We start from the raw sequence: 25,535 nt of genomic DNA, 5'->3' as shown, positions 1-25,535 counted from the left end.
TGAACTTCAAGTCCATTCCATGACCCTGACGATGACCGACCAGTCCTCCTTTCCGATCGGACCGCGCGTGATCGTCGCGCTCGATCTCGCCAGCGCCGACGCAGCGCTCGAGATGGCGCGTCGGCTCGACCCTCGCCGCTGTCGCGTGAAGGTTGGCAAGGAACTGTTCACGACCGGCGGCCCTCTGCTGGTGACGCGGCTGCGCGCGATGGGCTTCGAGGTGTTCGTCGACCTGAAGTTCCACGACATTCCGAACACCGTGGCGGCCGCCTGCCGCGCAGCAGCCTCGGACGGGGCCTGGATGCTCGATGTGCATGCGAGCGGCGGACGGCGGATGATGGAAGCCGCGCGCGAGGCGCTCGCCCCGTTCAGCCGGCGTCCGCTGCTGGTCGCGGTGACGGTTCTCACCAGCATGGATGCACGCGATCTTGCCGAGGTCGGGGTGCCCGCCGATCCGGAAGCGCAGGTGCTCAGGCTGGCGCTTCTCGCCAGGGACAGCGGCATGGACGGCGTGGTGTGTTCCCCGCGTGAGGCACGCCTGCTGCGTGAGCATTGCGGGCCGGGTTTCGTGCTGGTTACCCCGGGCGTGCGGCCGCCGACAGCCGCGGCCGACGACCAGTCGCGCATCGCGACGCCGGCGGAGGCGGTCGCCGCCGGGGCGCACTACCTGGTCATCGGACGGCCGATCACACAGGCGGCCGATCCTGTTGAGGCACTGTCCTCGATCATCGAACAGACCGGGGGCTAGCCGATGAAACTGACGGTGATCGGTACCGGATACGTGGGCCTCGTCTCGGGCGCCTGCTTCGCCGACCTCGGCAACGATGTTCTGTGCCTCGATATCGACGAGCGCAAGATCGCGCAGTTACGGGCCGGCGGCATCCCGATCCACGAGCCGGGGCTGGAGGCGATCGTCAAGCGCAATGTCGCCGCCGGGCGCCTGACCTTCACGACCGACCCGCAGCAGGCCGCAGCGTTCGCCCGGGTGCAGTTCCTCGCCGTCGGCACGCCGCCGGGGGAAGATGGCTCGGCCGACCTGCAGCACGTGATCGCCGCGGCAAGGTCGATCGGCCAGTACCTCGACGGCTATCGCGTGATCGTCGACAAGTCCACGGTACCGGTGGGTACCGCCGATCTCGTGCGCGAGGCGATCGCCGGAGAACTCGCGCGGCGCGGCGTATCGTATCCGTTCAGCGTGGTGTCCAATCCCGAGTTCCTGAAGGAGGGTGCGGCGGTCGAGGACTTCATGCGGCCCGACCGCGTCGTGCTCGGCGTGGACGACGAGCGCGCGCTGCGCATCATGCGCGAGCTGTACGCACCGGTCCAGCGCAACCACGAGCGGCTGATCGTGATGGACGTGCGCTCGGCCGAACTCACCAAGTACGCAGCCAACGCGATGCTCGCGACACGTATCTCCTTCATGAACGAACTGGCCAACCTGGCGGAGCGGCTCGGGGCGGACATCGAGCAGGTGCGCAAGGGCATCGGTTCCGATCCCCGCATCGGCTACCACTTCCTGTATCCCGGTGCCGGCTTCGGAGGATCGTGCTTTCCGAAGGATGTGCGGGCGCTGCGCCGGACCGCGCAGCAGTACGGCATGGAACTGGCCATCCTGGAAGCGGTGCACGACGTGAACGAACGGCAGAAGCAGGTGCTGGTCGACAAGGTCGTGGCGCGCTTCGGCGAGTCGCTCGCCGGCCGGCGCTTCGCGCTCTGGGGGCTCGCGTTCAAGCCGAACACCGACGACATGCGCGAGGCGCCTAGCCTGGTGATCATCGACGCGATTCTCGCGCGGGGTGCCACCGTGAACGCCTACGATCCAGTGGCCATGGATGTCGCGCGTGGTCTGCTCGAGGCGCGCGCCGGCGTCACGTTCTTCGACAGCGCACATGCCGCGCTGCAAGGCTGCGATGCACTGCTCGTGGTCACCGAATGGAAGGAATTCCGCAGCCCCGATTTCGAGTCGATCCGCCGCGAGCTCAGGCATCCGGTGATCATCGACGGGCGCAACCTGTACGATCCCGCGATGGTGACCGACGCCGGGATCGAGTACTACCCGACTGGTCGGGCGCAGTCGAAGGCGTCCGAGGCACCATGAAGAACCCTCCGCGCCCCGAGGGTTCGCATCCGGGCGTCTATTCCCATGAACGCGCCAGCACGGGCCGCGTACTGGTGGTCGGTGACGTGATGCTCGACCGCTACTGGTTCGGCGCGGTCGAGCGTATTTCCCCCGAGGCGCCGGTGCCGGTGGTGCGCATCGAGCGCAGCGAGGAGCGGCCCGGCGGAGCGGCGAATGTGGCACGCAACGCAGCCGCTCTAGGCGCGCGTACGCGGCTGCTGTGCGTGGTCGGCGATGACGAGGCGGGCGCCACGCTCGAGCGCCTGCTCGGTGCAGAGCGCGTGGTCGCCGACATGCACTGCGACCGGACCATCTCGACCACGGTCAAGCTGCGGGTGATCAGTCGGCAGCAGCAGCTGATGCGCATCGATTTCGAAACGCTGCCGAGCCACGAGGTGCTGGCCGCCAAGCTCGCCGCGTTCGAGGAGGCGCTGCCCGAGTCGGACGTGGTGATCCTGTCCGATTACGCCAAGGGTGGGCTCGCCCACATCGAACGGATGATCGCGGCGGCTCGCGCGGCGAACAAGCCTGTGCTGGTCGACCCGAAAGGGGAGGATTACCAGCGCTACCGTGGTGCCACGCTGCTCACGCCCAACCGCAGCGAGTTCCGGCAGGTTGCCGGGAACTGGAGCGGCGACGCTGCCCTGGCCGACAAGGCACAACGCATGCGCGCCGACCTCGGCCTCGAAGCCCTGCTCGTCACGCGTAGCGAGGAAGGCATGACGCTGTTCGACGCCGACGGCATGCATCACCAGCCGACGCATGCGCGCGAGGTCTACGACGTCAGCGGGGCCGGCGACACGGTGATTGCGACTATCGGCGTGATGCTCGCCTGCGGCGCAGCGCTGCCGGAGGCAATGCGCGTGGCCAACCGCGCCGCGGGAATCGTCGTCGGCAAGCTGGGCACGGCGGTCGTGCATCCGGAAGAACTCGCTGCGCCCATGCAGGAAGGAAACTGAAGATGGCAGGCTACTACATCGTCACCGGCGCGGCCGGGTTCATCGGGTCCAACCTCGTGCGGGCGCTCAATGCGCGTGGCGAGCGGGACATCATCGCAGTCGACAACCTCACGCGCGGCGACAAGTTCAGCAACCTGGTCGACTGCGAGATCGCCGATTACTTCGACAAGAAGGACTTCTTCGAGGCCTTGTCGAACGGTGCGTTCGAAGGCGGTATCGAGGCCGTGCTGCACCAGGGGGCCTGCTCTGACACGGTCGAGTCCGACGGGCGCTACATGATGGACAACAACTACCGCTGGACGGCTGAACTGATCGAGTTCTGCCAGGCCGAGGAGGTGCCGCTGGTGTACGCATCGTCGGCTGCGGTTTACGGCGGGAGCGGCGTGTTCCGCGAGTCGCGCGAGTTCGAGCGGCCGCTGAATGTCTACGGCTATTCCAAGTTCCTGCTCGACCAGGTCGTACGCCGGCAACTCGCCGTGCGAACTGCTCCGATCGTCGGGCTGCGCTACTTCAACGTGTACGGCCCCGGCGAGCGCCACAAGGGGCGGATGGCGTCGGTGGCCATGCATTTCTTCGACCAGTACCGGGCCACCGGCAAGGTCCGCCTGTTCGCAGGCTCCGCTGGCTACGGCGATGGCGAACAGCGGCGCGACTTCGTATCGGTCGACGACGTGGTGTCGGTGAACATGCATTTCCTCGGCAAGGCCGACGCCAGCGGGATCTACAACTGCGGGACCGGCCGGGCGCAGACGTTCAACGATGTCGCGGTAGCGACCGTGAACGCCTGCCGCGCGCAGCACGACCAGGGCTCGCTGTCGCTCGACGCGATGCGGGCCGCGGGGCTGATCGAGTATTTCCCGATGCCCGCCGACCTCGCGCGCAAGTACCAGAGTTTCACCGAAGCCGACCTGTCGCTGCTGCGGCGCACCGGCTATGCTGCGCCGTTCGCGGGTGTGGGCGAGGGCGTCGTGCGCTACGTGGACCATCTCGCGCGCGCTGCGTAAGCTGCGCGGCTACGCAGGCCTTGCGGGGCGGCGTGGATCAGAACCAGGCGATCCCGGTGCGCCCGCGCGGATCGCTCGCCGTGCTGACCTCGCCGCTGGCTCTGTCGATGTGGACGACCTGCATGTTGCCCCACGCACGGCCACCGATCGTGACTGCATGGCCCCGGCTGCGCAGCGCGTCGATCCAGTCGTCGGCAAACGCACCCGGCTCGACCTCGATCCGGTCAGGCCTGAACTGGTGGTGATAGCGTGGCCGTGCCACCAGCACGGCCGGCGAGGGTGGATCGTCGGAGGTGATGTCGAGCACCGCCAGCAGCAGCATGCTGATGATGCGTGAGCCTCCGGGCGCCCCCAGGACATGGACGCCGCGGGCCGTCTCGACGAACATCGGCGTCATGCTGGACAGGGGACGCTTTCCGGGTTCGATCCGGTTCGCTTCGCGCCCGGTCAGCCCGTAGGCGTTCGGCTGTGCACCGGGCAGCGCGAAGTCGTCCATTTCATTGTTCAACAGCACGCCGGTGCTGCCGGCGATGAACCCGGAGCCGAACAGCGTGTTGATCGTGAGCGTCGCCGCGACCCGGTTGCCGTCGCGGTCTACCACCGACAGGTGGGTCGTGTCGGTGCTCCCGCGCGCAGCCGGGCTGTCGCCCAGGCGGCTGCTCGGGGTCGCCTGCAGAGGATCGATATCGGCCCCGCGCGCGCGCAGGTGCGCTTCCGACAGCAGCCGGTCGAGGGGTACCGGGTCGTAGTCGGGGTCACCGAGCCAGCGGGCCCGCTCATCGAATGCACGCCGCAGCGCCTCGGAAACCAGGTGTGCGCCTGCCGGCGACCGGTGCTCCAGCGCGCCGAACCGCGACAGCATAGCCAGGCTCTGTGCAATCACCACGCCGCCGGACGACGGTAGCGCAGCCGCGGTGATCGTGGCGCCGCGGTACTCGAACCGCATCGGCGGGCGTTCGACGACGGCATAGGCGGCGAGGTCGTGCGCTTGCCAGATCCCGCCGTCGGCGCGCACCGAGGCAACCAGTTCGGCAGCGACCGGGCCCGCATAGAAGCCGGCGTGGCCGTCCCTCGCGAGCCGCTCGAGCGTCGCGGCGAGCGCGGGCTGGCGCAGGTGGTCTCCCTCCGCGAGCGCGCGGCCTGCGGGCATGAAGACGGCTGCAGTACGTGCGTCGCGCTGCAGGCGCGCGGAGGCCAGGCGGGCGACGGTCGCGAATCGGGCATCCACCGTGAAGCCGTCGCGCGCGAGCCCTATCGCCGGTGCCAGTGAACGCGCGAGCGGCAGCCGCCCGTACTGCCGGGAGAGGTGCACGATCCCTGCCGGCAGTCCCGGGATCGCCGCCGCACGTGCGCCATCCAGCGACGCGCGCGGTACTGCACGCCCGGATTCGTCGACATACATGTGCGCATCGGCTGCGGCGGGTGCGGTCTCGCGCGCGTCGACCATCACCTGATGGCCGTCATGCGCCCTGTGCAGCAGAAAGAACCCGCCACCACCGATGCCCGAGGAATAGGGCTCGACGACCGCAAGCGCGGCGGCGACCGCGATCGCGGCGTCGAAGGCATTGCCGCCTGCGGCGAGTACCTGGCGGCCGGCTTCGCTCGCCAGCGGGTGCGCAGAGGCGATGCCTTCGCGCGAAGCCGGTACCGGAGCCGGCCGGGCAGCCGGTTCGCCCTGCGCCGCCGCCCGCGCGGGCGCTGCAGTGGACAGCAGCGCGGAGAGGCTCGCTGGCACGAGTGCCAGCGCGATCGTGCCAGCGGCCACGATCGCACGGGCTGCACCGGCAAGGCGACCGGGCAACCGCATCGTCGTACCGGTCAGGCCGACTCGGGCGGTGCCGCCAGCAGCGCCGGCACCGGCGACCGGCGGCGGCGGACGATGGCGGCCTGACCGGCGGGGCTGGCGAGCGCGGGCTTTTCTTGCAGTGGCGGCGGCACGTAGGCGGTGGTGAACAGCGGATCGTCCGGGATACGCCGTCGTGCACCGACCGGCGCCGGCCTGTCGGAGGGACGGCCGCGTTCGCGCATCGGTTCACCGCGCGCGGGACGTTCGGACGCAGGCGCCGAGGAGCGCCCGTGCGACGCGCCAGGGCGTCCACCGCGATCGCCATCGCGCTGGGGTCGTTCGCGTTCATGTCCGCCGCCGAGACCGGGGCCGGGACGGACGGACGGTGTCCAGCCTTCTACCTCGCACACGGGCAGCTTGCGCTTGATCAGCTTCTCGATGCTGGCGAGCATTTCGTCTTCGCCCGGGCTGACCAGGGAGATCGCCTCGCCCAGCATGCCAGCGCGTCCGGTGCGCCCGATGCGGTGCACGTAGTCTTCGGCCGACTGCGGCAGCTCGTAGTTGATGACGTGCGGCAGGTGATCGATGTCGAGCCCGCGCGCGGCGATGTCCGTGGCAACCAGAAGCGTGATCCGGTTTGCCTTGAAGTCGGCCAGCGCCTGCATCCGCTCGGCCTGCGTCTTGTCGCTGTGGATCTCGGCAGCGGACAACCCTTCCTGCTGCAGCGATACGGTGAGCCTGCGTGCGGTCTGCTTGGTACGCGTGAAGACAAGCACCTGCGTCAGGCTGCGGCTGCGTACCAGGTGCGACAGCAGGCGGCGCTTGTTGCCGTCGTCGCAGCGATGGATGATGTGCGTGATCGTCTCGGCGGTCGCGTTCGGGCGTGCCACCTCGATGCGGATCGGCGACTTGAGCAGCTGCTCGGACAGGCGCTTCACCTCTTCGGGGAACGTGGCCGAGAACAGCAGGCTCTGCCGCCGCTCCGGCAACAGCGCGAGGATCCGCTTGATGTCGGGCATGAAGCCCATGTCGAGCATGCGATCCGCCTCGTCGAGCACCAGGTATTCGACCTGGGACAGCGAAAGGGTCTTCTGCTGGATATGGTCGAGCAGGCGACCCGGTGTGGCGACCACGATCTCGACACCCGCGCGCAGCTGGGCGATCTGCGGGTCGATCGAGACGCCGCCGAACACGCAGGTCACGCGCAGCATCGTGTACTTCGAGTACGCACGGACGTTTTCTTCGACCTGGGCGGCCAGTTCGCGCGTCGGGGCGAGGATCAGCGCGCGTACCTGGTGGCGCGCGGGCGACACGCTGTTGTTCGCGTGCACGCGCAGCCGCTGCAGCATCGGCAGCGCGAAGGCCGCGGTCTTGCCAGTGCCAGTCTGCGCGCCGCCGAGCAGGTCGATGCCACGCAACACATGCGGGATGGCTTGAGTCTGGATCGGCGTCGGCACCTTGTAGCCGAGTTCGTCGAGCGCGCGAAGGATTTCCGGGGCCAGGCCGAGGTCGCGGAACTGCACCACGGGAGGCGGCTCCGTTGACGGCGCTGCTGGAGCGGCCGCGATCTGCGCCAGCGCTGGCGAGGGTTCGGGGACGGCCGTCGGGCGAACGTTCTGCGCTTCGCCGTTGCTCACGCCGTTCTCGGCTGATGTCTGATCGGTTTGTTCTGTACTCGCCATAACCCGTAAGCATAGCACGCGCCCTGCTCGACACGCGAAGCCGGGCCGGTGTGCCGGTATCGGCGACTGGGCGCCTGTTCCCGGCGCCCGCCCTGCGGTGGCCCGTGCGATCATCAGCGACAACCCGAAGCAACCGGTTCCGCGTCCTGAACTCCAGTCTCGAACACGTCTTTTCCGCCGGTGGGCCGCTCGCCCGCGCGGTGCCCGGCTACCGCCCGAGACCCGGGCAGGTGGAACTCGCCGAGTCGATCGCGCGCGCGCTGGACAGCAACGGAGTGTTGGTCGCGGAGGCCGGCACCGGGACTGGCAAGACCTTCGCCTATCTGGTGCCGGCATTGCTCTCCGGCGGCAAGGTGATCATCTCGACAGGTACCAAGACGCTGCAGGACCAGCTGTTCGACCGCGACCTGCCGCTGGTGCGTGCGGCGCTCAACGTACCGGTTTCGGTGGCTCTGCTGAAAGGGCGCTCGAACTATGTGTGCCACTACCACCTTGGGCGCAACGCGCGCGAGGGCCTTTTCGGCAACGCGCAGGACGTGCGGCATTTCCGGGAAATCGAGCGTTTCGCCGCCACCAGCAAGTCGGGCGATCGCAGCGAACTCGCGGCCGTACCCGACAACGCACCGGCGTGGGCGATGGCCACGTCCACGCGCGAGAACTGTCTCGGCGCGGAATGTCCGCAGTTCCAGCAGTGCTTCGTGATGGAGGCGAGGCGCAACGCGCTCGCCGCCGACCTCGTCGTGGTGAACCATCACCTGTTCTTCGCCGACGTCGCCCTGCGTGACACCGGTTTTGCCGAACTGCTGCCGACCTGCGACGCCGTGATCTTCGACGAAGCCCATGCGCTGCCAGACACCGCCAGCATGTTCTTCGGCGAATCGGTATCGACCTCGCAACTGCTGGACCTGGCACGCGACACGCGGGCCGAGGGGCTTGCGGGCGCCCGCGACTATGCGCCGCTGCCGCTGGCTGCCGGCGTGCTGGAAAAGGCGGCGCGCGACCTCCGCCTCGCGGTGCGCGAGGATGCCGGCCGCCTGACGCTCCGCTTGCTGCGTGAGCGTGCTTCGTTCCTCCCCGCGCTGGAACAGCTGCTGGCTGCGCTCGAGGCGCTGTCCGGGCACCTGGCGGAGCAGGGCGAGCGCAGCGAAGGGCTCGGCAAGTGCGCCGAGCGCTGCGATGAACTGTTCCGCCGCCTGTCGCGCTGGCATGTGCAGGCAGTCGCGGAGACCGTACGCGCGGGACGTCCGGATCAGGACGAAGGTGACGGTGCCGGCGCGGACGACGACGCCGGCTGGGTACTCTGGGGCGAGACCTTCGCGCAGTCGCTGCAACTGCATGCCACGCCGCTGTCGATCGCCCGCATCTTCCGCCAGCAGCTCGGCGGCAACGGCGGCCATCCGAAGGCCTGGGTGTTCACGTCCGCGACGCTGTCGATCGAGGGCGACTTCAGCCACTACGCGGGTGCGCTCGGGCTGTCGGATGCGGAATGCGCGACCTGGCCGAGTCCGTTCGATTTTCCGCGCCAGTCGATGCTGTATGTGCCCACCGGGATGCCGGAACCCAATACCGCCGATTACGTGCGTGCGGTCGTCGAGGCCGCGTTGCCGGTGATCGAGGCAGCAGGGGGCCGCGCGTTCTTGCTGTGCACGAGCCTGCGCGCCATGCGCGCCGCGCACCAGTTGCTCGACGAGGCCTTCCGGCGCCGCGGACTGCTGTTCCCGCTGATGGTCCAGGGTGAGGCCTCGCGTACCGAACTGCTCGAGCAGTTCCGCACGCGCGGCAACGCCGTGCTGGTGGCCAGCCATTCGTTCTGGGAAGGCGTCGACGTGCGCGGCGACGCCCTGTCGCTGGTGGTGATCGACAAGTTGCCGTTTGCGCCGCCGGACGACCCGGTGCTCGCCGCACGCATCGAACACATGAACCGCAACGGCGGCAACGCGTTCGCGCAGATCCAGCTGCCGGACGCGGCGATCACGCTCAAGCAGGGCGCAGGCCGTCTGATCCGCGATGAGACCGACCGTGGCGTGCTGATGATCTGCGACCCGCGGCTGATGTCCAAGGGCTACGGACGAAAGATCCTGAAGAGCCTGCCGCCGATGAAGCTCACGCGCGAGCTGGCCCCGGTGCAGGCGTTCTTCCGGGACTGAGCGGGATTTCGAGGACGCGCGGCGGCCATGCGCCGGTCGCCGCCCTCAGTCGCCGACCCGGCTGCCGTGCAGGTCGTGCTCGTCGGCGCGGGTGACCTTGACGTCGATGAAGTCGCCCGGCCTGGCGCCGCGCGCCCGCGCTACATGGACCAGCCCGTCGATCTCGGGTGCATCCGCGGCGCTGCGGCCGACGGCGCGGGTGCCCTCGGCCGAATCGACCAGCACCCGAACCGTCGTGCCGACCTTGCGCGCGAGCCGGGCGGCGCTGATGCGCGCCTGTACCTCCATGAACCTCGCCTGCCGTTCTTCGCGGACCTCGTCCGGCACGGGGTCGGGCAGGGCGTTGGCGGCCGCGCCTTCGACCGGCGAATAGGCGAAGCAGCCGACACGGTCGAGCTGTGCTTCTTCCAGGAATTCGAGGAGCTGTTCGAACTCGGCTTCCGTCTCGCCGGGGAAGCCGGCGATGAACGTGCTGCGGATGGTCAGGTCCGGACAGGCTGCGCGCCAGGCGCGGATGCGGGCGAGGTTGTTCTCGGCGCTGGCAGGACGTTTCATCAGCTTGAGGATGCGCGGGCTGGCATGCTGGAAGGGAACGTCCAGGTAGGGCAGCACCTTGCCCTCGGCCATCAGGGGGATCACCTCGTCGACATGTGGGTAAGGGTAGACGTAGTGCAGGCGCACCCAGGCACCGAGGGAGGACATGGCGTGGACGAGTTCGGTCATGCGGGTCTTCACCGGGCGCCCGCCCCAGAAGCCGGTACGGTACTTGACGTCGACGCCGTAGGCCGAGGTGTCCTGCGAGATCACCAGCAGTTCCCTGACGCCGGCGCGCACGAGGTTCTCTGCCTCCTGCAGCACGTCGCCGACCGGCCGCGAGACGAGGTCGCCACGCATCGACGGGATGATGCAGAAGGTGCATCGATGATTGCAGCCTTCCGAGATCTTCACATACGCATAGTGCCTGGGCGTCAGCCGTATGCCCTGCGGCGGGACCAGATCGGTGAACGGATCGTGCGGATGCGGCAGGTGCTCATGCACTGCCTGCATCACCGCTTCGGTGGCATGCGGGCCAGTGACCGCCAGCAGGTTCGGGAAGTGGTCGCGTACCACCGTGCCCTTGGCACCGAGGCAGCCGGTAACGATCACCTTGCCGTTTTCCGCCAGGGCCTCGCCGATCGCCTCCAGCGATTCCTCGACGGCGGCATCGATGAAGCCGCAGGTGTTGACGATCACCATGTCTGACCCGGCGTAGTCGGGCGAGATCGCGTAGCCCTCGGCGCGGAGCTGGGTAAGGATGCGTTCGGAGTCGACGAGCGCCTTCGGGCAGCCCAGCGACACGAAGCCCACCCGCGGCACCGCGGGCGCGTCCGACTGCGCCGCGCCGCCGGTCTTGCCGGGACGCCCTCGCGCGGGAGGCAACGCCTACTTCTCTTCCGGCTTGCTGCCGGAAGTGCCGCCGAAGCCGGGGAACGGGAAGCCGCTGAACAGGTTCTGGGTCTGCTTCTGCATCTGTTGCTGCATCTCGACGAACATCTTCGCGCTCTGCTCCAGGTAGCCGCTCATCAGGCTCTGTACCGCCGGACCCTGCATCTTGACGATCTGGTTCCAGGCTTCGGTGTTCACCATCGGGTTGCTGCCGTACAGCGAGCGGGACTGGTCCTGCAACTGCTGCTGGATGCCCATGAACGTCTGGATGTTCTTCTCGAGGTAGCTGCCCATCATGCCCTGCATCGCATTGCCGTAGAAACGGATCATCTGCGACAGCATGTCGGACGAGAACATCGGCGCCTCGCTGTTCTCTTCGTCGAGGATGATCTGCAGCAGGATGTTGCGCGTGAGGTCATCGTTCGTCTTGGCGTCGATCACCTGAAAAGGTGTCTGTTCGATGACCAGTTGCTTGACGTTGGCCAGCGTGATGTAGGTGCTGGTGGCGGTGTCGTAGAGACGGCGGTTCGGGTACTTCTTGATGATGCGCGGCGTGTCGCTCATGGTCCCTTGATCCCTCGTCCGGCTGTTCAACGGTAGCGTCGATGCTGCAGTGGCGAGTATGCACCTGTTCGCCGTGGTGCCGATCGCCCGGCGGATCGGACATGACTTGTCGGCCGTGCGCCAACCGACGCGCGAACAGCGCACGCCACATGGGCCCTGCAGGCTTCCCGGGGGCGCGGATTTTAATGGATTTCCATCGGTTCATGGAAATCGCAAGCCGCAGGGCGCCCCGGTCAGGACATGTGCTGGCCGCCGTTGATCGCGATGTTGGAGCCGGTGACGAACGCCGCCTCTTCCGAGCACAGATAGGCGACCAGACCAGCCACCTCCTCCGGCTTGCCCAACCGGCCCATCGGGATCTGCGGCACGATCTTCGTGTCGAGCACTTCCCTGGGGATCGCCATCACCATCTTCGTGCCGATGTAGCCGGGCGAAATCGTGTTGACGGTAACGCCCTTGCGCGCCACTTCCAGTGCCAGGGCCTTGGTGAAGCCATGCATGCCGGCCTTCGCTGCCGAGTAGTTGGTCTGGCCGAACGCGCCCTTCTGGCCGTTCACCGACGAGATGTTGACCACGCGTCCCCAGCCGCGATCGACCATGCCGTCGACCACCGGCTTGCACATGTTGAACACGCTGTCGAGGTTCGTCTTCAGCACCGCGTCCCAGTCGACCTTGCCCATCTTCTTGAAGGTCATGTCGCGGGTGATGCCGGCGTTGTTCACCAGCACGTCGATCGGCCCGACATCGGCCATCACCTGCGCGCAGCCGGCAGCGCAGGAGTCGAAGTCCGAGACGTCGATCTGCACGGCGTAGATGTCGTGTCCCTTCTCCTTCATCTCTGCCAGCCAGCCGGCAGCCTTCGTGTTGCCGGGCGAATAGCTGACCACCACCTTGTCGCCCATGTTGGACAACTTGGTCGCGATCGCCTCGCCCAGCCCGCCCATGCCGCCCGTCACCAGTGCCACTCGCTTCGTCATCAGGTCCTCCGTTGCTTCGTTGAACAATGCATCCTTCGTCCGACCATGTCTGGACACGCGCCGGATCGCATCGCAGACCCGATGGCCGCCAGTTGGAAGGAGCAGCACGGTAACGACGTATCGTGACGAAGATGTTAACCCAAGCCTTCGCCGCCTCCGGCGAAAACCGCTGCTGCGAAGCAGCAAGCGTGCCAGATGAATGACGCTTGCAAGTCCGGCCAGGTCGTGCGGTTCAGCGTTCCAGGACGTAGCGCCCGGGCGCGCGATCGAGCGGCGGATGTGTCGGATCGGCATCGATGTCGGGCGCCTTCACACGCCGGCCGGAGCGCTTCTTCAGCCAGCCCGCCCAGTGCGTCCACCAGCTGCCTTCGTGGCGGCTGGCCGCGGCGAGCCAGGCCTCGGGCGTCTTCGTGCGCGCCGGTGAGCCGGCAGCACCGTCTGCTGCAAGGAAATGCCGGCGGTTCTTCGAGGCCGGGTTCACGACGCCTGCTATGTGGCCACTGGCGGCCAGCACGAACGTCCGGCTGCCGCGCAGCAGTCCGCGCGCCAGCCACGCGGTTCGCCAGGGCACGATATGGTCTTCCTCGGCCGCGAGCAGGTACCAGGCCGACCGGATCGCCCGCAGGTCGAGCGGGACGCCGTCGAGCTGCACGCGGCCGGGCTGGCGCAGACGGTTCTCGAGGTACATGTGGCGCAGGTACCAGGCGTAGAGGACGCCGGGCAGGCTGCTGCCGTCGCTGTTCCAGTAGAGAAGGTCGAACGGTTCCGGAGCCTTGCCCTTCAGCCAGTGGTCGACCACGAAGCGCCAGATCAGATCGTTCGCGCGCAGGCTGGCGAAGGTGAACGCGAGGTCGCGCCCGCTCATCACCGCCGGTGCAGCGGACGGATCGAACCGGCGCTCGCAGGCTTCGACCGCGTCGCGGTCGATATAGACGCCGATGTCGCCGACGTCGCTGAAGTCGAGCAGGGTCGCCAGCAGGGTCGTCGATGCAACCGGGTGCTCGCCGCGGGCGGCGGCCAGGGCAAGCGCGGTCGACAGCAGCGTACCCCCGACGCAGAATCCGAGCGCATTGGCCTGCGCGCTGCGCGAGACCTCGAGCGCGACACGGATCGATTCGAGCACGCCGCGCTGCGCATAGTCCTCCCAGCGCAGGTGGCCGAGTTCCGTCGGTGCATTTCGCCACGACAGGATGTACACATCGAAGCCCTGTTCCAGTGCAAAGCGCACGAACGAGTTCCCTGGCTGCAGGTCGAGGATGTAGTACTTGTTGATGAACGGTGGCACGATCACGAGCGGCCGCGCATGCACGGTCGGCCCTGCGGGGCGGTAGTGAATCAGTTCGACGATCTCGTTGCGGTGGATCACCGCCCCCGGCGTCACCGCGAGGTTGCGGCCGACTTCGAAGGCCTGTTCGTCGGTCATCGTCAGGGCGCCACGGCGCGCGTCCTCGGCAGCGCGCTGCAGCCCGCGCGCGAGGCTGTCTCCGCCGCTGCGTGCCGCCAGCTCCAGCACTTCCGGATTGGTCGGCGCGAAATTCGCGGGCGACATCGAATCGATCCACTGGCGCAGGAAGAAGCGGGCGTGCCGCTCGCTCGCGGGATCGAGGGCCGCCGCCGCGATTGCCCCTTCGAGCCAGCGTTCGTTGAGGATTTGTGCCTGCCGCAGGTAATCGAACCAGGGGTGGGATTGCCAGGCCGGTGCGTTGAAGCGGCGGTCGCGAGCGGCCAGCGCCTGCAGTTCCGGGTCGGGCGCCGCCTGGGCGGGCTGTCCGATCGCCGATTGCCACAGCGCCAGGTGGCGTTCGGTCAGCTCGCGGCCGAGCGCCTGCCACGTGCCGGGCTTGCGCTCCAGTGCCGCCGCCAGTGTCGCGAACGCACGCGCGATGGCCGGCGTGTGGTTCACGCGTCCCTCCAGACGAGCGCGGCCATGCGTCCGGTCACCTTGTCGCGCCGGTAGGAAAAGAAACGGTCCGGATCGGACACGGTGCACAGGCCGCCGCCATGCACACGCTCGACCCCGGCACGCGCCAGCCGGCGCCGGCCGAGCGCGAACAGGTCTGCGTGCCATTTGCCGGGCAGCGTCGGCGACGGCACGAAGGCAGCGGCATCCGATGGATCCGCCGCCAGGAAAGCATCGCGCACGTCTGCGCCGACCTCGAACGCGGCGGGGCCGATCGCGGGCCCGAGCCATGCGATGATGCGCTGCCCGTCGACGCCCATCGCGGCGAGCGTGTTCTCGATCGCTCCGCCCGCGAGGCCACGCCAGCCGCAGTGCACGGCGCCGACGCGAAGCCCGTCTTCGCTGCACAGCAGGACCGGCATGCAGTCGGCGATCATCACCGTGCACACGGTACTGCCACGGTCGGTGAACGAAGCATCGGCCTGCGGTGGCGCCTCGATCGAATGCGCGGCGATGGCCTGGCTGCCGTGGACCTGCTGCAGCCAGCGCGCAGGCCCCGGCAGCAGTGCATCGAGGCGGCGCCGGTTCTCGGCTACCGCGGCGGGATCGTCGCCGGTCCGTGTGCCGAGGTTCAGCGACCGGTACGGGCCGGTGCTGACCCCGCCGCTGCGGGTGGTGCACAACGCATGCACACCCGGCGGTGCAGGCCAGTCGGGCACCAACAGATCGGCTGCAGCGATGGAACCGGTGGCCGTCATGCCGGTGCGCGCAGGGCTTCGAGCGCCGCGCGGATGTCGGCCGGCAGCGATGAACGGAAACGCAGTTGTGCCCCGGTCACCGGGTGTGCGAAGGCCAGTTCCACCGCATGCAGCGCCTGCCGGTCCAGGGCCGTGGAGGCGGCCGCCAGCGCGGGTGCCAGGCGGCCTGCCTTCGGTGCATAGACCGGATCGCCGAGCACCGGGTGGCCGAGCGATTCCATGTGCACCCGGATCTGGTGGGTGCGGCCCGTGGCCAGGCGGCATTCGACCAGCGCCGCTCCGGCGAGCGCCTCGAGCAGGCGGAAGCGGGTCAGGGCCGGACGGCCGCCCGCGACCACCGCCATCCGCACGCGGTTGACCGGGTGGCGCCCGATCGGTTGTTCGACTTCGCCCGATGGCGCCGGGATGCCGACCACGATCGCCTGGTAGATGCGCTCGACCTCGCGGGCGGCGAGCGCACGCACCAGCGCGGTGTGTGCGACCAGTGTCTTGGCGACCATCATCAGCCCGCTGGTGTCCTTGTCGAGGCGATGCACGATGCCCGCGCGCGGCAGTCCTTCGATCGGCGGATGGTGGTGCAGCAGGGCATTGAGCAGGGTCCCCGTCCAGTTCCCGCTGCCGGGATGCACGACGAGCCCGGGTGGCTTGTCGAGCACGATCACCGCCTCGTCTTCGTGGACGACCTGCAGCGCGATCGCCTCGGGCAGCGCAGCATCCTGCCGTGGGTCGGTCCCGGGCGACACGTCCAGGCGCTCGCCGCCCCAGACCTTGTCTGCGCTGCGCACCGTGCGGCCGTCGACCAGCACGCGTCCGTCGCGTATCCACTGCTGAAGCCGGCTGCGCGAGTGCTCGGGCAGCAGTGCGGCCAGTGCCTGGTCGATCCGCTCTCCGGCGCTGGATACCGGGATCACCAGCGGCTGCGGCGCGGTGGCGCTGTCGTGCGCGGGACGGTGCTCCGGTGCGCTGTCGGGTGACGGAAGGGACGGGCTATACTGTTGGCGAATCAATTGCTTGCCATGGAACGGACGAATCGATGAAAGCCGCAGCTTCGAATCCCGATCGGCCGGATGCCGACCGGACAGGTAGTGGCTCCTGCCCGCCCGCGTCGGGCGCGAGGGGAAGGCCAAGTGTACTGGCAGTGCGCCAGGCGGTGATCGCGGTCGTTGCGGCCGCCCTGATCGGCGGCTGCGCGTCCGTCCGCAACTTCGACGAGACCCGCGGCTGGTCCGCGCCCAAGCTTTACGCGGAAGCGCGCGACGAGATGAACGGCCGGAACTGGCAGCGCGCGATCAAGCTGTACGAGACGCTCGAGTCGCGCTATCCCTTCGGACGGTACTCGCAGCAGGCAATGCTGGAACTCGCATACTCGCAATGGAAGGACGTCGAGCCGGTCCAGGCGTTGGCGACGATCGACCGCTTCCTGAAACTCTATCCCACGCATCCCAGCGCCGACTATGCGTGGTACTTGCGCGGGCTGATCAATTTCAACCACGACCTGGGCGTGCTGAGCTCCCTGTCGCGGCAGGATGTCAGCGAGCGTGACCCCCGCTCGGCGCGCGAATCGTTCGACTCCTTCCGCGAAGTGGTCACGCGCTTCCCCGACAGTCGCTATGCACCCGACGCTGCGGCGCGGATGAAGTTCGTCGTGAACATGCTTGCATCGAACGAGGTGCATGTCGCCCGTTTCTATCTGCGCAAGGGCGCATATGTCGCCGCTGCCAACCGTGCACAGACGGCGCTGACCACCTATCCCCAGGCGCCCGCGAACGAAGAAGGCCTGCTCATCATGGTCAAGGCCTACGACGCGATGGGCCTGGTCGACCTGCGCAACGATGCCGAGCGGGTGATGCGGGCGAACTTCCCGAAGAGCAAGTACCTGGCCAGCGACCCGCGCACGGACGGGCGGCGGTGGTGGCATCTCTGGTGAACCGGCAGCGCGGCCTTGTCCGGCGGCCCGGACGCAGGCTCAGCGCGCTTCGAATCCGGCATCGGCAATCACGGCGCGCAGCGCATCCACTGGCGCGGTCGCCGGGTCGTGCTCGATGGTGGCCTGCGCCGGCACCAGCGTGACCGTCGCGGACGCTACGCCAGGCGCCGTCTGCAGCGCTCGGGTCAGGCTGTTCACGCAGCCCTGGCAGGTCATGCCATCGACTGCGATGTGGATGGTTTCCATCGTTCAGGCTCCTTTCGTCGCAGGGTAGTGCAGGATTTGCTCCGGCGCCGGGTGCGCCGGGCGCCAGCGGCGCAGCAGCAGCGCATTGCCGACGACGCATACCGAACTGGCTGCCATCGCGGCGCCGGCGATCACCGGGTCCAGCAGGCCAGCTGCTGCCAGCGGGATGCCGAGCACGTTGTAGGCGAAGGCCAGGAACAGGTTCTGGCGGATCTTCGTCATCGTCGCGCGCGACAGGTCGATCGCATCGACGACCTGAGACAGCCGGCTCGCCATCAATGTGATGTCGGCCGTGTGCAGTGCGATGCCGGAGCCGCTGCCGATCGCGAAGCTCACGTCGGCTGCGGCCAGCGCAGGCGCGTCGTTGATGCCGTCGCCGACCATGCCGACCGAACGACCGGCGGCCTTCAGACGCACGGCTTCGGCCGCCTTGTCGGCCGGCGTGCAGCGTGCTCGCCAGTGTTCGATGCCAGCCTGCGCCGCGATGCGCGCCGTGACCGCCGGATGATCGCCGGACATGATCAGGAGTTCGACGCCGGCGGACTCCAGCCTGCCTACAGCGCCAGCCGTGTCGGGCCGCAACGCATCCGCCATACCGACCATGCCCAGCGCCCGTCCGCCGTAGGCGACCGCGACCCAGGTCAGCGGGTCGGCATCTTCACCGGGAGGCTGTGCCTGTGCCGGCAGCACGACACCCTCGAACTGCAGCCAGTCGACCGATCCGAGCAGCGCATCGCGGCCATCGATGCGGGCGCGTACGCCGCAGCCGATCACTGCCTGGAAGGCCTCGGCGCGCGGCGCTGGCGTACCGGGTACTGCGGCGGCCGCACGGCGTATCGCGGCAGCCAGCGGATGCTCCGAATCGGCTTCCAGCGCGGCGGCGATCGCCAGCACGTCGGCCTCGGATGCGCCGTCGAATGCGATGACGCGGGTCACCTGCGGCGCGCCGGTCGTGAGGGTGCCGGTCTTGTCGACGATCAGCAGGTCGAGCCGGTGCGCGGCTTCCAGCGCGGCGGCGTTGCGGATCAGGATGCCGGCACGCGAACCTTCGCCGATGCCGACGATCACCGCCGTGGGCGTCGCGAGGCCGAGCGCGCACGGGCAGGCGATCACCAGCACCGCGATCGCCGGCACCAGAGAATCGACCAGGGCAGCGCCGGAGAGCATCCACCCGCCGAAGGTGAGCATGGCCAGGGCCAGCACGACGGGGACGAATACGCCCGCGATCCGGTCGGCGAGCCGCTGTATCGGAGCCTTCGATCCCTGCGCCTCGCCGACCAGCCGGACGATGCGGGCCAGTGCCGTGGTCGAACCGATGCCCGTGGCGCGTACCCGTAGCGCGCCGGTTCCGTTAAGCGTCCCGGCAAACACGGTATCTCCGCTGCCCTTTTGCACAGGCACGCTCTCGCCGGTGAGCATGGCTTCGTCGACCGTGGAGCGGCCATCGATGACCTCGCCGTCCACCGGGAACGATTCGCCTGGCCGCAACTGGAGCGTATCGCCGGGCAGCACCTGCGATACCGGCACTTCCAGCACATCGATGGCGCCAGCCGGCGATGTGCTTTCAACGCGGGCGGTCGGCGGCTGCAGGGCGATCAGCGCGGCGATCGCCGCGCCGGTGCGGCTTCGGGCGCGTGCCTCCAGCCACTTGCCCAGAAGTACCAGCGTGATGATCGTCGCGCTGGATTCGAAGTAGAGGTGGCCGCCGGGCGTGACGAAGGTGACCACGGCGCTGTAGCCCCAGGCGATGGAGGTGCCGAGCGCGACCAGCACGTCCATGTTCGCGCCGCCGCCGCGCAGCGCGTTCCACGCGCCCCGGTAGAACGGCCGGCCGAAGCCGAACTGGACGGCGGTCGCGAGCGCGAACTGCAGCACGTCGGGCAGCATCCACTCGTGGCGACCGGTGAACATGCCGCCCATCTGCGCCAGCAGCGGGAGCGTGAGCAGCGCGGACCCTGCCAGGGCCAGGGTGGCCTCATGCCGACGGGCATCGGCTGCGGCGGTGGCCGTCGCGTCTTCGGCCCCGGGCAGGGTTTCGATGACCCGGGCGGCGTAGCCGGCGCGCGCGACCGCATCGGTCAATGCCGCCGCGTCTGTGCAGCCGGGATCGAACGCCACATGCGCGTGGCCGGTCGCGAAGTTCACCGATGCGCGCACCGCTGGCAGGCGCTCCAGCACCTTCTCGATGCGCGCGGCGCATGCGACGCACGTCATGCCTTCGATGGCGAGGTCCAGCGACGCAGGGGAAGGGCGCCGCGTGCCCGGCTCGGGCTGGGTATCCATCCATCGAACCTACGCCCGCGGGGCATGCGGGTCAAGCGTGGGTGCGGGTGGCGATCAGCCCGACAGTTCCGGGCGGTTGGCGAACAGTTCGAGTGCCTCGGGATTGGCGAGCGCCTCGCGGTTCTTCACCGGCAGGCCATGCACGACGTTGCGCACGGCGAGTTCGACGATCTTGCCGCTCTTCGTGCGCGGGATGTCGGCGACCTGCAGCACCTTGGCCGGCACATGCCTGGGCGTGGTGTTGTCGCGGATCCGGGCCTTGATGCGCGAGACCAGCGCGTCGTCCAGTACGAGGCCTTCGCGCAGGCGCACGAACAGGACCACCCTGACGTCGGTCGGTCGCGCGGGCGGCCAGTCCTGCCCGATCACCAGCGACTCGACCACTTCATCGAGCTGCTCGACCTGCCGGTAGATCTCGGCGGTGCCGATGCGTACGCCGCCCGGGTTGAGCACGGCATCGGAGCGGCCGTGGATGACCAGCCCGTCGTGTTCGGTCAGTTCGCAGAAGTCGCCGTGGCACCAGACGTTCGGGAAGCGTTCGAAGTAGGCGGCGCGGTAGCGGCTGCCGTCCGGGTCGTTCCAGAACCCGATCGGCATGCACGGGAAGGGTTTCGTGCAGACGAGCTCGCCGCGTTCCCCGCGCACCGGCTGGCCTTCGTCGTTCCACACATCGACCGCCAGGCCCAGCCCGCGGCACTGGATCTCACCGCGCCACACCGGCAGCATCGGACTGCCGAGCACGAAGCACGACACGATATCCGTGCCGCCCGAGATCGACGACAGGCAGAGATCGGCCTTGATGTTCGCGTACACGTACTCGAAGCTCTCCGGCACGAGCGGAGAACCGGTGGACAGCATCGTGCGCAGCCGCGACAGGTCGTGCGTGTCCTTCGGCTTGAGGTCGAGCTTGCGCAGCGAATCGATGTACTTCGCCGATGTGCCGAAGATCGTCATGCCTTCGTCCTGCGCGAAGTCGAACAGCACGTTGCCCCTCGGATAGAACGGCGAGCCGTCGAACAGCATCAGCGTCGCGCCGCTCGCCAGGCCGGTCGCCAGCCAGTTCCACATCATCCAGCCGCAGGTGGTGAAGTAGAACAGGCGGTCGGTCGGGTGCAGGTCGACATGCAGCTGGTGTTCCTTCAGGTGCTGCAGCAGCGTGCCGCCGGCGCCGTGCACGATGCACTTGGGCACGCCGGTGGTGCCCGAGGAGAACATGATGAACAGTGGATGGTCGAACGGCAGCTGCTCGAACGACAGCTTCGCCTGCTGGAACGGCGCCATGAAATCGTGCACGTCGACCGCCCCCGGTATGCCTGCGAGATCAGGGTCGCGGCGCGTGTAGGGAATGATCACGGTGCGATGCACCGACGGTAATCGCGATACCACCTCCGCCACGCGCGGCATCACGTCTATCGTCTTGCCGCCGTAGAAGTAGCCGTCGGCCGCGATCAGCACCTTCGGTTCGATCTGTCCGAACCGGTCGAGCACGCCCTGCGGTCCGAAGTCGGGCGAACACGACGACCAGGTCGCGCCGAGGCTGGCGGTAGCCAGCATCGCGATGATCGCGCCGGGGATGTTGGGCACGTATCCGGCGACGCGATCGCCGACGCCGACGCCGGCCGCGCGCAGCGCCTGCTGCAGCCTGGAGACCTCGTGGTGCAACTCGGCATACGTGAGCGAGCTGCGTACCTTGCCTTCGCCCCGGAACACGATCGCCACCGCGTCGTCGGCCCGGCGCAGCAGGTTCTCCGCGTAGTTGAGGCGGGCCCCCGGGAACCACCGTGCCCCAGGCATGCGGTCGCCCTCTTCCAGCACGACCTCGCCACGCGTCTGCGCAACCACGTCGCAGAAGTCCCAGACTGAAAGCCAGAACCGCTCAGGCTGTTCGATCGACCAGCGGTAGAGGGAAGCATGGTCGCTGCAGTGGACGCCCCATCTGCGCTCGACCTCGCGCATGAACCGCTTCAGGTGCGAACGTTCGACACGGTCGGCGGACGGGGACCACAGGGGCAGGGCAGGTTCGTTCATGGCATCGGAGGGGGCAGGGGCGATCGGCCCGGCAACGTGGCCGGATCGGTCGGTGGGTGGTATCAGCCGAGGAAGTCGAGCACGGCTTCGGTGACCAGTTCGGTGGAAGCCTCGCCACCGAGGTCGGGGGTGTGCAGCCGGCCCTGTTTCGTCGTCGCCTCGATCGCTCCCATGAGGCGGGCGGCAGCCTCCTTCTCTCCAAGGTGTTCGAGCATCATCACTGCGGACCAGAAGGTGCCGATCGGGTTGGCGATGCCCATCCCGGTGATGTCGAAGGCCGACCCGTGGATCGGCTCGAACATCGACGGGAACCGGCGCTCCGGGTTCAGGTTGGCCGTCGGCGCGACGCCCATCGAACCCGACAGCGCGGCTGCGAGGTCGCTGAGCACGTCCGCGTGCAGGTTGGTGGCCACGATGGTGTCGAGGCTGGCCGGCTTCACCACCATGCGCACCGTCATCGCGTCGACCAGCATCTTGTCCCAGGTGACATCCGGGTACTTGCGGCTGACTTCTTCGGCGATCTCGTCCCAGAGCACCATGCCGTGGCGCTGGGCATTGGATTTCGTGACCACCGTCAGCAGCTTGCGCGGGCGCGAGCGGGCGAGCTCGAATGCGAACCGGATCACCCGTTCGACGCCGGTGCGGGTAAACACCGACACTTCCATCGCGGTCTCTTCCGGCAGCCCGCGGTGCACGCGTCCGCCGGCACCCGAGTACTCGCCCTCGGAGTTCTCGCGCACGATCACCCAGTCGATCTTCGCCGCGTCCGGGCTCGCCAGCGGGCTGGCGATGCCGGGCAGCACGCGCGCCGGGCGCACGTTGGCGTACTGGTCGAACGGCTGGCAGATGGCGAGGCGCAGGCCCCAGAGCGTGATGTGGTCGGGAATGTCGGGTGCGCCGACTGCGCCGAAATAGATCGCGTCGAGGTCCTTCAACTGCGACAGCCCGTCGGCGGGCATCATCACGCCGTGCCGCTTGTAGTAATCGCTGCCCCAGTCGAAGCTGCGGAACGCGATCGAGAAGTCGCCGCTCTTCTGCGCCAGGTGCTCGAGCACGCGCTGGCCTGCGGGGATGACTTCCTTGCCGATGCCGTCGCCCGGGATGGATGCAATCGTGTAAGTGCGCATGGCGTCAGGCCTTCAACAAGGGGCGCAGTGCGCGGACGTCGGCCAGCCTGTCGAGCGACCACACGGTGTCGCACAGCCGGCGCGCGCGGCGCTTGCCGGTGATCGGCGCCAGCAGGTCGTAGCACTTCGCATCGACCTCGGCCCGGCTCATCGGGTTCTCCGCCGTGCCGCGCACCGCCTTCGTGTGGTGGGTGAGTTTCGTGCCGTCCTTCAGGGTTATCGACACGATGCCCTGCCGGCTCGGCATTGCGCGCGTGAGCGCCTCGTCGCCGGTGAGCGTCACGCGCTTGCGAAGCGCCAGCACCTTCGAATCGCGCATGCGCGCGACGTCGTGCGTCGACACGAACGTGACCGTGCGGTCGAGCAGCATCACGGCAGCCAGGTGCTGCATGCAGATGTCGGGCATCTCGCGGTTGTCGACGGTGTTCGCACCCTGTTTCGCGACCCGGATATCGACCTGCGCGACATCCTCGGCACGCACACCCTTGCTGGTGATCAGTTCGAGCAACGAGTCGAGCGGGGCCTGGATCGGCGAGCCGACCGACCAGCGCTTGATGTTGGTGTTCATGATCTCGAACGTGCTGCCGAGCCGGTTCACGAGCATCTCGGGCTCCGGTTTGCGGCCGTAGGCGACGAAGAAGTTCCGCTCTCCCGAGAACACGTCCTCGACGCCGGTCATGCCGGAATCGACCATCAGCGCAGCATAGACGCCGTTGCGCGCCGGCATGCCACCGAAGTCGAACGCCTTCTCGACGTGGTCGGGGTCGCGCATCCAGCACGACACGCCCGAGGCCTGCTGTGCGGTGTACGAGAGCAGGTGGCGCATCTGCCGCGCGTTGAAACCGAGCAGCGCGCCGCCGGCGGCGGCCGCACCGAACATCGGCCCGAAGCTGTGCGTGGAATGCCCGTCTTCGCGGAACTCGTAGGCGTTCAGCGACATCGTCAGGCGCGATGACAGGTCGTAGCCGACCGCTATCGCGCGCAGCAGCGCGCGCCCGGACACGCGGTTACGCTCGCCGATCGCCAGCGCTGCCGGCACGATGCCGCAGCCCGGATGGGTCAGCGAGGGCGCGTGCGAATCATCGGTCTCGTCGGCATGGGCCAGCATGCCGTTGGCCAGCGCGGCGTTGATCGCCGAGGTGACGATCGGCGTGCCGATCACGCAGGCTTCCGGCTTGCCGCCGAGCCCCTCCACGAATGCGATCGCGCGCTCGCCGGGCAAAAGCCTCGATCCGGACACCATCGCCGCCAGCGTATCGAGCAGGTGGTGCTTGGTCTTCTCGACTACGGCCGGCGGCAGTGCCTTGCGCGGCGAGGCTGCCAGGTAGGCGGCCAGCTTGGTCATCATCGGCGAGATTGCCGGGCCCTTCTTTCCCTTTGCGCCAGCGCCACTCATGGCAACCATCCCCCGCCGTTGATGTGTATGGTCTGTCCGGTCAGATAGCGCGCGTCCGGTCCGCACAGCATGCGTACCATCGCCGCGATCTCTTCCGGTTCGCCGCGCCGCCCCAGTGGCGGCAGGCTCGTGCGGTGGGCTGGCCTGGCCGGCGCGCCTGGCAGGCCGCGCACCGTGTCGATCGTGCCGGGCACCACGTTGTTCACCGTCACGCCCATCGGCGCCAGGTCGAGCGCAAGCCCCTTGGTGAAGCCCGCGAGGCCGGCCTTGGCGGCGACCACGTGCGCCCGCCCGGCCGCTCCCTTGTGTCCGGTCTGGCCGCCGATCATCACGACCGCGCCATTGCCGTGCTTCGACAGGTGTGGAAGGCAGGCCTGAGTGACCAGGAAGGCGCCGTCGAGGATGATCGCGATCACACGCTGCCATTCCGCATGGGTGATCTCCGCGAATGGTGTCTCTGCGCGTACCGCTGCATTGTTGACCAGGATGTCGATTCGCCCGAAGCGCTTCACCGTCGCTTCGACCAGGCCTTCGACCGCCTCCGGATCGGTGACGTCGGCGACATGCACCTCCGCCGTGCCGCCGGCGGCCGCTATCATCGCGCGCGTCTCATCGGCCTCGGCCTTCGATGTATTGGCGTTGATCATCACCGATGCGCCGCCGCTGACCAGCGAGCGGCAGATCGCACGCCCGATGTTGCGCGCGCCACCGGTGACGAGTGCTACCTTGCCTTCGAGCTCGCGCCCGGGCGCCATGCCGATCGTGCTGGACACCTGTTCTCCCCCTGCGTTCCGGCGTTGCCGAAGTGCGGGAGATGCTAGCAGAACGCCAGCCGCGGGAACGGTGCTGCGCGGGCACCGGCACAAGAACAAACGCCCGGACCGAAGTCCGGGCGTGGAAGAGGTGGCGCGCCTGGCAGGATTTGAACCCACGACCCCTTGGTTCGTAGCCAAGTACTCTATCCAACTGAGCTACAGGCGCACAGCCCGGATTATATGCGAAAAATCGTCTTCCTGAACATCGAACGGCTTTTCCAGCGAGGCATGAGCCTGGAGGGGAGCATTCCGCCGGGCAGCCCGCTGCATGCCAAAGTTGCTGCTGCCGACGTGAAATGATCGATATGAGCCATTCGTTCAAAGGGATAAACTACACAACTTTAGCACCTCAGAAACACCGTCATGGAGCACCCGATACATTTTCCTTTCGC

The 25,535-nt window shown here is 68.2% G+C and carries 20 protein-coding genes and 1 tRNA gene; 6 read left to right on the top strand and 15 right to left on the bottom strand.

Going from position 1 to position 25,535, the window contains the following annotated elements; translation table 11 throughout:
• The first annotated feature begins 31 nt into the window (after positions 1-31).
• The 4 genes from pyrF to rfaD are packed head-to-tail and all read left to right on the top strand — an operon-like array spanning position 32 to position 4,082.
• Positions 32-748 (top strand): orotidine-5'-phosphate decarboxylase, encoded by a 717-nt coding sequence (gene pyrF, locus ING98_02355; GenBank protein ID MCA3100690.1) that lies wholly within the window; start codon positions 32-34, stop codon positions 746-748.
• A gap of 3 nt (positions 749-751) precedes the next feature.
• On the top strand, positions 752-2,098 hold the full coding sequence (locus ING98_02350; GenBank protein ID MCA3100689.1) for a UDP-glucose/GDP-mannose dehydrogenase family protein: 1,347 nt from the start codon (positions 752-754) through the stop codon (positions 2,096-2,098).
• Positions 2,095-3,078 (top strand): D-glycero-beta-D-manno-heptose-7-phosphate kinase, encoded by a 984-nt coding sequence (gene rfaE1, locus ING98_02345; protein ID MCA3100688.1) that lies wholly within the window; start codon positions 2,095-2,097, stop codon positions 3,076-3,078. The genes ING98_02350 and rfaE1 overlap by 4 nt, the downstream gene beginning before the upstream one ends.
• Before the next feature lie 2 nt (positions 3,079-3,080).
• Positions 3,081-4,082 carry an ADP-glyceromanno-heptose 6-epimerase gene (gene rfaD / locus ING98_02340; protein MCA3100687.1) on the top strand — a complete coding sequence of 334 codons (1,002 nt, stop codon included), beginning with the start codon at positions 3,081-3,083 and terminating at the stop codon, positions 4,080-4,082.
• Positions 4,083-4,119: 37 nt separating this feature from the next.
• Here the strand turns inward: rfaD and ggt are convergent, their stop codons facing one another.
• Positions 4,120-5,832 carry a gamma-glutamyltransferase gene (ggt, locus tag ING98_02335; protein MCA3100686.1) on the bottom strand — a complete coding sequence of 571 codons (1,713 nt, stop codon included), beginning with the start codon at positions 5,830-5,832 and terminating at the stop codon, positions 4,120-4,122.
• A 68-nt stretch (positions 5,833-5,900) separates the two neighbouring features.
• Positions 5,901-7,550, bottom strand: coding sequence for a DEAD/DEAH box helicase (locus tag ING98_02330; GenBank protein ID MCA3100685.1), 1,650 nt, complete (start codon positions 7,548-7,550; stop codon positions 5,901-5,903).
• 146 nt (positions 7,551-7,696) lie between these two features.
• On the opposite strand from ING98_02330, the gene ING98_02325 reads away from it, so the two are divergent.
• Positions 7,697-9,697: an ATP-dependent DNA helicase gene (locus ING98_02325; protein MCA3100684.1), complete on the top strand. Its 2,001-nt coding sequence runs from the start codon at positions 7,697-7,699 to the stop codon at positions 9,695-9,697.
• Positions 9,698-9,742: 45 nt separating this feature from the next.
• On the opposite strand, the gene rimO is transcribed toward ING98_02325, so the two are convergent.
• From rimO to ING98_02295, 6 genes are all read right to left on the bottom strand, one after another.
• A complete protein-coding gene (rimO, locus tag ING98_02320; GenBank protein ID MCA3100683.1) occupies positions 9,743-11,116 on the bottom strand; it encodes a 30S ribosomal protein S12 methylthiotransferase RimO in 1,374 nt (457 codons plus the stop codon).
• Positions 11,117-11,119: 3 nt separating this feature from the next.
• Complete coding sequence (phaR, locus tag ING98_02315; GenBank protein ID MCA3100682.1) at positions 11,120-11,686, bottom strand: polyhydroxyalkanoate synthesis repressor PhaR; 567 nt, start codon at positions 11,684-11,686, stop codon at positions 11,120-11,122.
• Positions 11,687-11,919: 233 nt separating this feature from the next.
• Complete coding sequence (gene phbB / locus ING98_02310) at positions 11,920-12,663, bottom strand: acetoacetyl-CoA reductase (protein ID MCA3100681.1); 744 nt, start codon at positions 12,661-12,663, stop codon at positions 11,920-11,922.
• Positions 12,664-12,895: 232 nt separating this feature from the next.
• Positions 12,896-14,566, bottom strand: coding sequence for an alpha/beta fold hydrolase (locus ING98_02305; GenBank protein MCA3100680.1), 1,671 nt, complete (start codon positions 14,564-14,566; stop codon positions 12,896-12,898).
• Positions 14,563-15,321 (bottom strand): peptidoglycan editing factor PgeF, encoded by a 759-nt coding sequence (pgeF, locus tag ING98_02300; protein ID MCA3100679.1) that lies wholly within the window; start codon positions 15,319-15,321, stop codon positions 14,563-14,565. Before pgeF ends, ING98_02305 begins: the two co-directional genes overlap by 4 nt.
• The gene (locus ING98_02295) at positions 15,318-16,325 is read right to left on the bottom strand and encodes an RluA family pseudouridine synthase (GenBank protein ID MCA3100678.1); all 1,008 of its coding nucleotides are present in this window, start codon (positions 16,323-16,325) and stop codon (positions 15,318-15,320) included. Before ING98_02295 ends, pgeF begins: the two co-directional genes overlap by 4 nt.
• A 29-nt stretch (positions 16,326-16,354) precedes the next feature.
• Between ING98_02295 and ING98_02290 the strand changes: the two genes are divergently transcribed.
• The gene (locus ING98_02290) at positions 16,355-17,248 is read left to right on the top strand and encodes an outer membrane protein assembly factor BamD (GenBank protein ID MCA3100677.1); all 894 of its coding nucleotides are present in this window, start codon (positions 16,355-16,357) and stop codon (positions 17,246-17,248) included.
• A gap of 39 nt (positions 17,249-17,287) precedes the next feature.
• Here ING98_02290 and ING98_02285 read toward each other — a convergent pair whose 3' ends face one another.
• The 7 genes from ING98_02285 to ING98_02255 form a co-directional block, all read right to left on the bottom strand.
• Positions 17,288-17,494: a heavy-metal-associated domain-containing protein gene (locus ING98_02285; GenBank protein ID MCA3100676.1), complete on the bottom strand. Its 207-nt coding sequence runs from the start codon at positions 17,492-17,494 to the stop codon at positions 17,288-17,290.
• Between the two features lie 3 nt (positions 17,495-17,497).
• Positions 17,498-19,777 carry a copper-translocating P-type ATPase gene (locus ING98_02280; protein MCA3100675.1) on the bottom strand — a complete coding sequence of 760 codons (2,280 nt, stop codon included), beginning with the start codon at positions 19,775-19,777 and terminating at the stop codon, positions 17,498-17,500.
• Between the two features lie 54 nt (positions 19,778-19,831).
• A complete protein-coding gene (locus ING98_02275) occupies positions 19,832-21,805 on the bottom strand; it encodes an acetoacetate--CoA ligase (GenBank protein ID MCA3100674.1) in 1,974 nt (657 codons plus the stop codon).
• A gap of 62 nt (positions 21,806-21,867) precedes the next feature.
• A complete protein-coding gene (locus ING98_02270; protein MCA3100673.1) occupies positions 21,868-22,932 on the bottom strand; it encodes a tartrate dehydrogenase in 1,065 nt (354 codons plus the stop codon).
• Positions 22,933-22,936: 4 nt separating this feature from the next.
• Complete coding sequence (locus ING98_02265) at positions 22,937-24,328, bottom strand: MmgE/PrpD family protein (GenBank protein MCA3100672.1); 1,392 nt, start codon at positions 24,326-24,328, stop codon at positions 22,937-22,939.
• Positions 24,325-25,083: a 3-oxoacyl-ACP reductase FabG gene (locus ING98_02260; protein MCA3100671.1), complete on the bottom strand. Its 759-nt coding sequence runs from the start codon at positions 25,081-25,083 to the stop codon at positions 24,325-24,327. Before ING98_02260 ends, ING98_02265 begins: the two co-directional genes overlap by 4 nt.
• 149 nt (positions 25,084-25,232) lie before the next feature.
• A tRNA-Arg gene (locus ING98_02255) sits at positions 25,233-25,309 on the bottom strand.
• Positions 25,310-25,535: the final 226 nt, after the last annotated feature.

Source organism: Rhodocyclaceae bacterium (genome assembly GCA_020248265.1).
Classification (GTDB): domain Bacteria; phylum Pseudomonadota; class Gammaproteobacteria; order Burkholderiales; family CAIKXV01; genus CAIKXV01.
Note: the sequence above shows the minus strand (reverse complement) of the source record. Positions and strands in the feature narration are given on the sequence as shown.

Coding starts and splice junctions, on each gene's coding strand:
- pyrF (MCA3100690.1), top strand. CDS start 32: ATGACCGACCAGTCCTCCTTTCCGATCGGACCGCGCGTGATCGTCGCG.
- ING98_02350 (MCA3100689.1), top strand. CDS start 752: ATGAAACTGACGGTGATCGGTACCGGATACGTGGGCCTCGTCTCGGGC.
- rfaE1 (MCA3100688.1), top strand. CDS start 2,095: ATGAAGAACCCTCCGCGCCCCGAGGGTTCGCATCCGGGCGTCTATTCC.
- rfaD (MCA3100687.1), top strand. CDS start 3,081: ATGGCAGGCTACTACATCGTCACCGGCGCGGCCGGGTTCATCGGGTCC.
- ING98_02330 (MCA3100685.1), bottom strand. CDS start 7,550: ATGGCGAGTACAGAACAAACCGATCAGACATCAGCCGAGAACGGCGTG.
- phaR (MCA3100682.1), bottom strand. CDS start 11,686: ATGAGCGACACGCCGCGCATCATCAAGAAGTACCCGAACCGCCGTCTC.
- phbB (MCA3100681.1), bottom strand. CDS start 12,663: ATGACGAAGCGAGTGGCACTGGTGACGGGCGGCATGGGCGGGCTGGGC.
- pgeF (MCA3100679.1), bottom strand. CDS start 15,321: ATGACGGCCACCGGTTCCATCGCTGCAGCCGATCTGTTGGTGCCCGAC.
- ING98_02290 (MCA3100677.1), top strand. CDS start 16,355: ATGAAAGCCGCAGCTTCGAATCCCGATCGGCCGGATGCCGACCGGACA.
- ING98_02285 (MCA3100676.1), bottom strand. CDS start 17,494: ATGGAAACCATCCACATCGCAGTCGATGGCATGACCTGCCAGGGCTGC.
- ING98_02280 (MCA3100675.1), bottom strand. CDS start 19,777: ATGGATACCCAGCCCGAGCCGGGCACGCGGCGCCCTTCCCCTGCGTCG.
- ING98_02275 (MCA3100674.1), bottom strand. CDS start 21,805: ATGAACGAACCTGCCCTGCCCCTGTGGTCCCCGTCCGCCGACCGTGTC.
- ING98_02270 (MCA3100673.1), bottom strand. CDS start 22,932: ATGCGCACTTACACGATTGCATCCATCCCGGGCGACGGCATCGGCAAG.
- ING98_02265 (MCA3100672.1), bottom strand. CDS start 24,328: ATGAGTGGCGCTGGCGCAAAGGGAAAGAAGGGCCCGGCAATCTCGCCG.
- ING98_02260 (MCA3100671.1), bottom strand. CDS start 25,083: ATGGCGCCCGGGCGCGAGCTCGAAGGCAAGGTAGCACTCGTCACCGGT.